The organism is Streptomyces sp. AC627_RSS907, from assembly GCF_019049165.1.
On record NZ_JAGMUE010000344.1, the window covers coordinates 1 to 848 of the forward strand.

An 848-nucleotide genomic window follows, 5' to 3' on the forward strand; every position below is an offset into this window, starting at 1 on the left:
GGTACGGATCGAGGCCGTGGGCCCGCCGGGCGCCGCGCCCCCGGACGGACTGCCCGGCGCGCCCGAGGTGGCCGGCGCCCCCGACGGCGGCACGGCGCTGACGGTGCCCGCCGCGTACTCCGACGCGCTGCTCCACGCCCTGCTCACGGCCCACCCGTCCTGGCACATCCGGGCCGTGACCGAGCCGCCCGCGCCCGAGGGGTCGCCCGCACTCGGCGGGCCGGTGGCGCCGGCGGGCCGCGCGCCGCACCCGCCGAAGCCCGAGGAGCGCCCGTGACCGCCCTGTTGCGCTACCAGGTGGAGCTGCTGGTCCGCTCCCACCGGCTGCTGCCCCCGCTGCTGCTGTACGGGATCTTCCTGGCGATCGGCGTCCAGTCGGGGCAGCCGATCCTCGACTCGCTCGGCTACACCGCCGCCGGCCTGCTGCCGGTGGCCGCCTGGCTGGTGCGGGTGTGCGTCGCCGGCGACCCGCCGGCCGCCCGGCAGGTCGCGGCAGCCGCGACCAGCCCGGCCCGGGTCCACCTGGCGTGCGTGCTGACCGCGCTGCTGTGCTCGACCGCGCTCGGCGCGCTGGCCACCGTGGTCGTCGCGCGGATCAGCGGCGCGCACAGCGCCGACCACCGGGTGGCGGTCCCGGTGGGCGAGGCGACCGTGGGCGGGCTGCTGGCCGCCGTCGCCTGCGCCCTGCTCGGCACGGCGGTCGGCGCGCTGTGCAACTGGCCGCTGCTGCGCCGCCCCGGATACGCCCTGCTGGCCACGGCGCTGGCCGCGCTCGTGGCCCTGGTCCAGGCCCCGTCGCCGGCCCACGCCGCCGTGCGCGACCTGGTCAGCGGCTCGCACAGCGGGGC

At 80.0% G+C, this 848-nt stretch carries 1 protein-coding gene and 1 pseudogene; both read left to right on the forward strand.

What is annotated here, in order from left to right:
- A pseudogene (locus KUM32_RS35630) lies at nucleotides 1–277 on the forward strand (ABC transporter ATP-binding protein); the annotation flags it as partial.
- Nucleotides 274–848 (forward strand): ABC transporter (locus KUM32_RS35635; protein WP_217146063.1); only part of this gene is annotated, 575 nt, incomplete at its 3' end. The pseudogene KUM32_RS35630 and the gene KUM32_RS35635, both read left to right, overlap by 4 nt.